Source organism: uncultured Clostridium sp. (genome assembly GCF_947039605.1).
Classification (GTDB): Bacteria; Bacillota; Clostridia; order Clostridiales; family Clostridiaceae; genus Sarcina.
Window position 1 is genome coordinate 64,746 of record NZ_CAMQZG010000017.1, and the last position, 7,655, is coordinate 72,400.

At 26.0% G+C, this 7,655-nt stretch carries 7 protein-coding genes and 1 tRNA gene; 2 read left to right on the plus strand and 6 right to left on the minus strand.

From position 1 onward, the window contains the following. Positions 1 to 404: 404 nt before the first annotated feature. Entirely contained in the window at positions 405 to 917 is a 513-nt protein-coding gene (locus Q0V24_RS08270; protein ID WP_297520337.1) for a hypothetical protein, read from the plus strand. 650 nt (positions 918 to 1,567) lie between these two features. On the opposite strand, the gene Q0V24_RS08275 is transcribed toward Q0V24_RS08270, so the two are convergent. The 5 genes from Q0V24_RS08275 to Q0V24_RS08295 all read right to left on the minus strand — a co-directional run bounded on the left by Q0V24_RS08275 (position 1,568) and on the right by Q0V24_RS08295 (position 5,036). After that, a tRNA-Asn gene (locus Q0V24_RS08275) sits at positions 1,568 to 1,642 on the minus strand. Positions 1,643 to 1,923: 281 nt separating this feature from the next. Further along, the gene (locus tag Q0V24_RS08280) at positions 1,924 to 3,114 is read right to left on the minus strand and encodes a hypothetical protein (protein WP_297520339.1); all 1,191 of its coding nucleotides are present in this window, start codon (positions 3,112 to 3,114) and stop codon (positions 1,924 to 1,926) included. A gap of 477 nt (positions 3,115 to 3,591) precedes the next feature. Further along, positions 3,592 to 4,089 carry a hypothetical protein gene (locus Q0V24_RS08285; protein ID WP_297520341.1) on the minus strand — a complete coding sequence of 166 codons (498 nt, stop codon included), beginning with the start codon at positions 4,087 to 4,089 and terminating at the stop codon, positions 3,592 to 3,594. Positions 4,090 to 4,235: 146 nt separating this feature from the next. Next, positions 4,236 to 4,364 carry a hypothetical protein gene (locus Q0V24_RS08290; RefSeq protein ID WP_297520343.1) on the minus strand — a complete coding sequence of 43 codons (129 nt, stop codon included), beginning with the start codon at positions 4,362 to 4,364 and terminating at the stop codon, positions 4,236 to 4,238. 147 nt (positions 4,365 to 4,511) lie between these two features. After that, on the minus strand, positions 4,512 to 5,036 hold the full coding sequence (locus tag Q0V24_RS08295; protein WP_297520345.1) for a dihydrofolate reductase family protein: 525 nt from the start codon (positions 5,034 to 5,036) through the stop codon (positions 4,512 to 4,514). Positions 5,037 to 5,150: 114 nt separating this feature from the next. Between Q0V24_RS08295 and Q0V24_RS08300 the strand changes: the two genes are divergently transcribed. After that, on the plus strand, positions 5,151 to 6,110 hold the full coding sequence (locus tag Q0V24_RS08300; RefSeq protein ID WP_297520347.1) for a WYL domain-containing protein: 960 nt from the start codon (positions 5,151 to 5,153) through the stop codon (positions 6,108 to 6,110). Positions 6,111 to 6,810: 700 nt separating this feature from the next. Here the strand turns inward: Q0V24_RS08300 and Q0V24_RS08305 are convergent. Next, a partial coding sequence (locus Q0V24_RS08305) for a SpaA isopeptide-forming pilin-related protein (RefSeq protein WP_297520349.1) occupies positions 6,811 to 7,655 on the minus strand: 845 nt, incomplete at its 5' end.

The following is a 7,655-nucleotide window of genomic DNA, read 5'->3' on the forward strand; positions in this document are numbered from 1 at the left end:
ATTATTCTTTTAGCTAGGTTTATTACACGCTCTCTTGATTAAAAAGTATGTTTAGATACTTTTATACCTGTTTATCTATCATTTTAGTAACTATTTGTTACTTCCTAAATTCTTGATAGAATACTCTCAATCCTATTATTTATAAACTAAGTCAAAAACCTCAAATTTAAGTTAATACTAAATCATTTAAGGGTATTTTTCAACTTATAGAAAATCATTTTTTTAACTGTAAAATGTTAAATAGAATCATTTCTTAGTAAATCAATACTTATTATTCTTAATTTTCATAAATCTTACTTTTTTTATAAGATATCTAATTAAATATAGCAATATTAAAAATTTGAAAACCTTCATACTATATGCTTACTATATAGTATATATCTAAAAAGTTAGGAGTGATTTTTATGACAATACCAGGCCAAGACCTTAATGAAATAATTCAAGCTAGTCAAGAAGAAATTAAAAATAAAGGTAATAAATATACTCTTATAACAGATAAAACTCTTATTAGCGAAAGAAAAGATACTGCTAAAAAACTTGTAGAAAAACATAATACAAAGAAAAAAGATTTAGAGACAATAATATTATCTTTAAATAAAGAGAGTAAAGATTTTATAGGTTCAAAAAAAATAAACATGATAGATATAATAGGAACTTGTCGTGTTGGTTTAGAGCATTTAACTTGGAGAGACTCTTTAATATTCTTACAGCAATATGCAAGTTTTCTGCCACTTAAAGAACTTAATATACCTAAATTTTTAACTAAAATGGAAAATAACGATTTTACTGAAACACTTAAATTAATAGAACATCCAAAAGATAGCAACAAGTACTATGTTTTAGATGGAACAAGCAGAGTTATTCTCGCTAGAAATCTAGGACTTGATCAAATTTTAGCTGAAATATATACAGCATAAGAAAACACCCTTAATTCTTTGAATTAAGGGTGTTTTTTACATATTAAAACCTTCTAAAAGCTCAATTAATGATCTGGTGATTCAATAAATGATATTCTCACACCTGTTGGAGTACGTGAAATACCCACCACTTAGCCTAAAGACTTGAAGTCGGGGCTTCGTATAATCCTGTCTAACCATATAGGTAATTATTTTACAGACTATCAGTTTCCAACGCTAATACCTACTAAAATATTATAAAAAAATAAACTCCCAAGGTTTCATCCTCAGGAGTCGGCTATTTCTTGCTTTATAGAATTTTTTACGCATTATTTTTTCTATTTTTTTCTATTCGTTATTTTTTAAATTCTTATTTAATTAGTTATTAGAGTATGTTTATATTATACCCTTTTTTAAAAAATCTGACTATATATATTCCAAAATTATTTCATTTTTTTCTTTTTAACTTTTTATGAACATAAAAAATTCTATTTTTTACATATTTCTACACATCTAAAAAAAAGCTACATAAAACATACTAATCTTCAAATTGAAGATATTGATAAAATTTTTGTATTTATCTTTTTTTATAAAAAAAAGAGCTATATAAAAACAGACATTATCTGCTTTTACATAGTTCCATGAAAACTCCACTAAGAGTTTTAGCATCTTGGCTCCAGAAGTGGGATTTGAACCCACGACCTTTCGATTAACAGTCGACTGCTCCACCACTGAGCTATTCCGGATTACTTACATTATTTATTATATTCAGATTGTCTATAAAAGTCAACAAATTTTATAGACAAAGTTTATATTTTTTTTTAACAAATAAAAAAATATACTAGGTCGTTATATAACTCTTTTACAATCTAATATCTATATGATTATTATAGTTTAAATTTAATACTTTTGTTCCTGTTTTAGTAAATATTTCTCATTTTTTCGTTTTTATACATAATTTGATTTTCCATATTTATTTTTCAAAATAACCCTCCCATTAATAAATGAGAGGGTTTATATATTTAAATTACTTACTTAAGTATATTGGTGAAGCTTCTACTGCGTAGAATGGTGTTACATTATAAAGGTAACTAGATTGCTTATAATCTCTTCCAAAACTATCATTCATATTTGCTGGTGTAAATGTGAATGGTTTATATGAGTATAAGTATAATGAACCATTTTTATTTGCTGTAAAATCTTGTACTTGTCCATTTATTAATGAATTTACTTTTTGATTTGGATTTAATGAGTACATTGCTTCCATACCATACATTTTTCTTGAATATAAAGTTACTACTACAGGCTTGTATCCTTTAACAGTTAAAGTAACATTATGGAAACCGTCTTTATTTAAATTACCTATTAATGGTCCAACTTCTGGAGCATAATAATTGCTTATATTTATTTTCCCATTATATATACCACCTGAATATATTGTCTTTCCATCTTCTGTTATAGTAGCATCAACATTATTTAAAACTTTCCCATTTACAGGACTTACAGTTAAACTTTGATTTTCTAAACCTTTAGTTTGTAATACTCCAGTAGCTTTAACTTCTTTCTTTAAATATATTGGAGAAGCTTCTACTGCGTAGAATGGTGCTACACCATAAAGGTAACTAGATTGCTTATAATCTCTTCCAAAACTGTCATTCATATTTGCTGGTTTAAATGTAAATGGGCTATTTGAATATAAATATACTGAACCTCTTTTATTTGCTGTAAAGTTTTGTACTTTTCCATTTACTAATGTATTTATTTTTTCATTAGGATTGAATGTATACATTGCTTCCATACCATATAATTTGTCTATATACATACTTACATTAACAGGCTCATATCCTTTAACTTTTAAAGTAACAGTTTGGAAACCTTCTTTATTTAAATTACCTACTAATTCTCCTACTTGAGGTGAAAAGTAATTACTTATGTTTATCTTTCCATGATATATACCACCTGAGTATATTGTTTTTCCATCTTGTGTTATAGTAGCATCAACACCATTTAACACTTTACCATCTACTGGACTTATAGTTAAACTTTGATTTTGTAACCCATTAACTTGTCCTACTTCTGATGGTGCTCCTGCTAATAAGCTAACATTAGTAGCTTTTACTGGAGTATTATTATTTATTTTATGAGCTGTAGAAATTCCACCTACAGTTATCATTGTTCCGACTATGATTGTTGTTAAAATTTTTGCTTTTATTGACATATAAGTCTCCTTCTTCTTTTGTTTGTTTTTTTACTATTTTCTCTTTTTTCATTATATATTAAATTCATACCATTTGCATTGTTTCTTAATATAGTTTCTTTATTATTTTTACTATTTTTATAAATTTACAAATAATTAGCATCATAAACCATCACTTTCACATCTTGTTCTATAATTTATCATACTTAATAAATTTCAATCATTATATTTAAGTTGTATTATTTATTATATTTTTTTCTACTATCCCCCAAAAAAATATACATTTTAAGGTGTATTTTCTAAAATTAATTTAATTTAAATTATATAAACAATTAAAAATTATAATTTCATCTACTTTCATCTCTATTTAGTTAATTACTCAGCACTTAGCTAAAGCTTGAAGTGGGAGAATTCTCTCAAATTAAGTTAAAATCTTTGAAATTAATAAAAAAATAACCTTAGAAGATTTCTCCGCTAAGGTTATTTTTCCTATTTTAATTAAAGACCACAGTCTATTTCATCTAACATATTGTATGTATCTACTTTAAATACATCATTTGTAAAATCTGGAATAAAGAATTTAGTACTAGCTTCTCTAAGATTTTCTTCTAACTTAATACTATTCTTTTCTAATAGCTCTCTAGTTTTAAGTATAACATTATTCATTGTATGCTTAATCTTTCTAGCCTCTTCTGAATCCTTGTCCCCTCTTTTATAATATAGATATTCTCTATACTCAACTAATAAATCTCTATATGCATCATGCAACTTCTCTATCTCTACTATATCTTCCTTCGCAATCTCTTTATTTTGAAGCTCCTCACTTGGCTCCTCAAAAAGCTTATCTCCTATAACAAAATAAGTTTTTCCATCAGCATTCCCCATAAGAGTTCCAAGTTCTGCTACTGAATAGCTTTTTACACCATCAATACCTTTTAAACCAAACTCTGCTTTAAATTCTTCCATAGTAGTATTTTTAATTTTAACTTCACTCATTTTACTCTTCTCCTTATAATCCTTTGTATATATCAATTGACTCAATGTAACATTTGAATCATTTTGTACTATAATTTACTATCTTATTATATCATCAATACTAGCAAATGAGTAAGTAACGTAAACTTTTATCATACCTAAATAACTTATATACTGCCAAAAGCATCTAACATTCTAATAAGAATCATCTTTTTGAAAGTTACCGGCATATTATGCTGTATAAATGACATTGTATTAGCACCTAAAACAATACCAGCTATTGCTATAACAATCATTGCTATAATAAGAATCTTCTCAACTCTTTTTTTCTGTCTTTCATGTTTAAACTCAATAAGATATTCTATATAATTATCAATTTCACTACTTGTTAAAGTATATTTTAAATAAGGAGATAAGCTGTGAAAACTTATCTCCCTTACTAATTATCTTTTTTCATATCTTGATATTATTATTCCATCATTAACTAATGTTTCTGTTAATTTCAAATCTATTTTTGGATTATTATCTAAAAACAATTTTCTACCACTTCCAAGAATTGTTGGCACATATCCTATTATATATTCATCTATTACATCTGCTTTTATAAATGGATCTATAACAACTCCACCACCAAATAAGAAAATATCTTTCCCTTCTTTTTTCTTTTCATCTAAAATAACGCTAACTATATCTCCACTCATAAATTTAATATTATCATGGTCTTTTAAATCTTTTGATGTAGCAACATAAACTATCTTATCTGCATAATCATTAGCCATCCCTTGCTCGTAACATTGTCTTCCCATAACAACTACATCTACACTATCAGTAAATCCTTTAAAGTCCCATTTTTCAAGTGTATCAACCTCACTACTTCCATCTCCAACTAACCAATCAAAACCACCATTTTCATCCGCAATATATCCATCTAAACTCATAGCTAAATTTAAAACTATTTTTCTTTCCATAATTCTATGCCCTCACTTTTGTTGTTTATTTTATATCTTTTACTATATCTGATAAACTAATTATAAAACATAATATATGACATCTTATGTCATATTAGACTAGGAGAAAATTTTATGAAAGCAGATAGACTAATTTCAATTTTAATGCTTATACAACGAAATAATAAAATGACTGCAAAAGAACTTTCTCAAAGGTTAGAAGTTTCTATGAGAACTATATATAGAGATATTGATTCTATTAGTACCCTTGGGATTCCAATCTTTGCTGATAGAGGAACTAATGGTGGTATTAAACTACTTGGAGATTATAAAACAACACTAACAGGACTTACAAACAAAGAACTTATCTCACTTTTCCTTCCCGTAGATGGCAAAATCTTAGATGACCTTGGAATTGAAAAACCTCAAGAATCAACTTACTTGAAATTAACTGGTGACTCAAATAAATCTCAAATTACAGAACTTGAAAATATAAAAAATTATATTTATATAGATATGAATAATTGGAATGATACTAAAAATTATAATTCTAAAGACTTACTTATGCTAATTCAAGAAGCTATTTGGAATTCTTCCTCTATAGAATATCTATATCAAAAAATAAATGAAAGTAAACTTGTTATAGCAAATCCTCTAGGATTAGTTTGCAAAAAAGGAACTTGGTATTTAATTGCATTTAATAATGATATTATCAAAACTTATAAACTATCTTCTATATCAAAACTTAAAATTTTAGATACTTCATTTACACGCCCAGTAGATTTTAAACTTGAAACCTATTGGAAAGAATCCACACAAATTTTCAAGAAAGCTATTCCAAAACATATATTCAAATTTAAGGTTAACCCATCTACCTTAAACCATATAAAAACTAGGCCATTTATAAAAATTACTAATGAAGAAATCTATAAAGATTTTACACTTTTAGAAATTGAATTTAATGATATTTTTGTAGGTATTGAATTTGGATTTGCTTATGGAAAAAATATTGAAATTTTAAGTCCTACCATTGCTATTGAGGAAATTCAAAAAAAGGCTACTGAAATTCTTAATTTATATAACTCTAATTTATAAACTAAAAAAGATTATTTGAAATAACACATCAAATAATCTTTTATCTATTAAATTTCTTTTTAATTTTAAGAATTCTTTAAAAAGAAATAACAAAGTAATCTAACCTATTGATTACTTTGTTATCTCTAATTATTTATCATTTCTTCTTACATAGAAATGCTACTCCTACTACTCCTGTAAATATCATTCCTACGCCTAATATCCCACCTATTCCTAAATAAGCTGTTGATATAGTATTCATACCATTTCCCCCTTACTATAAACATATATTTTTTATATGCTCTAATTATTTTTTATTATTAACTTTATTCATGAAGCAACCAGCTTTACATTTTAATAAATTAACCTACCCTAAAATTTCAATTCCGTAAAATAATCCTCATTAATTTACCGAAATAGAAATCTCCTTAGTTATTATAACTATTTCCTTTTATTAAAACACACTCCTAGTTAATGGATATTCTCATTTTTATTTACATTTCCCCATCACACTGTATTTTCATTCATCATATAAGCTATTTCAATATTAATATTTCTACACATACTTATAATTTTTACTACTTTAATTATTATAAGTCCTTTTAAATAGTAAATAATTAATATAGAATTACCCATTTTTTTATTCTTATTTTTTCATTCCCACTAAATTTTCAATTAAAAAGAGAATATCAAACTTAATTGATACTCTCTTCTTCTAATTCTATTTAATTTTTCTTCTATTTAATCTAACTTCAACTAAGAATCCTAATACTGTAATTATAATAAGCACTAAACCTAATCCAAGCATATTATCTGTTCCAATAACACTACCTGTTTGAGGTAAAACTTCATGTGAAACTTTATCTTTATGATCTACAACATTATTATGATGTTTATTTTCATGATGTTCTTCAACATGTGGTTTAGTATCTAGTTTTTCTTTTGGCTTTTCTATATCAGGCTTTATTACTGGAGTTATAATAGTTTCTATCTTTGTATCTATAACATTTTTAGTAACTATCATCCCCTGCTTTGTTATTTCAAAACTACCAACTTCATTGTTGATATTATATCCGTTAGGTGCCTTTATCTCTTTATAAGTATAACTACCATACTCAAGATTATTTAAAACTCCTAAACCATTTTTATCTGTTGTTACTTCTGAAATAACTTGCCCTTTTGAATTCATGATACTAAAAGTAGCTCCACTTAAAACTTGTCCCTCTTCATTAGTTTTAACTATCTTAATGCTACCAATTATTTTATTATCTATTACATCTACATTAACTATTTTACTAGCTACTACTTTAACCTCTTTATTCGCTGCTATACCATATCCTTTTGGTGCCTCTATTTCAACTATTTGATAATCACCTTGCTCAATATTATCAAATATTAATTCACCTTTTGAATCTGTCACTCCACTTGCAATAATTTTTCCATTTTGAACTAAATTAAATTTAGCTCCTTCTAAAAGTTTCTTATCGCTACCTGTTTTGTGAATGATAATGTTTCCTGTTGTTATTAAAGTATCTACTATATTTTTAGTTACTGTTTGGTTTGCTA

Excerpts from the sequence above, each read along its gene's own strand:
- Q0V24_RS08280 (WP_297520339.1), bottom strand. The coding sequence starts at position 3,114 with ATGTCAATAAAAGCAAAAATTTTAACAACAATCATAGTCGGAACAATG.
- Q0V24_RS08270 (WP_297520337.1), top strand. The coding sequence starts at position 405 with ATGACAATACCAGGCCAAGACCTTAATGAAATAATTCAAGCTAGTCAA.
- Q0V24_RS08300 (WP_297520347.1), top strand. The coding sequence starts at position 5,151 with ATGAAAGCAGATAGACTAATTTCAATTTTAATGCTTATACAACGAAAT.
- Q0V24_RS08285 (WP_297520341.1), bottom strand. The coding sequence starts at position 4,089 with ATGAGTGAAGTTAAAATTAAAAATACTACTATGGAAGAATTTAAAGCA.
- Q0V24_RS08295 (WP_297520345.1), bottom strand. The coding sequence starts at position 5,036 with ATGGAAAGAAAAATAGTTTTAAATTTAGCTATGAGTTTAGATGGATAT.
- Q0V24_RS08290 (WP_297520343.1), bottom strand. The coding sequence starts at position 4,364 with ATGATTGTTATAGCAATAGCTGGTATTGTTTTAGGTGCTAATACAATG.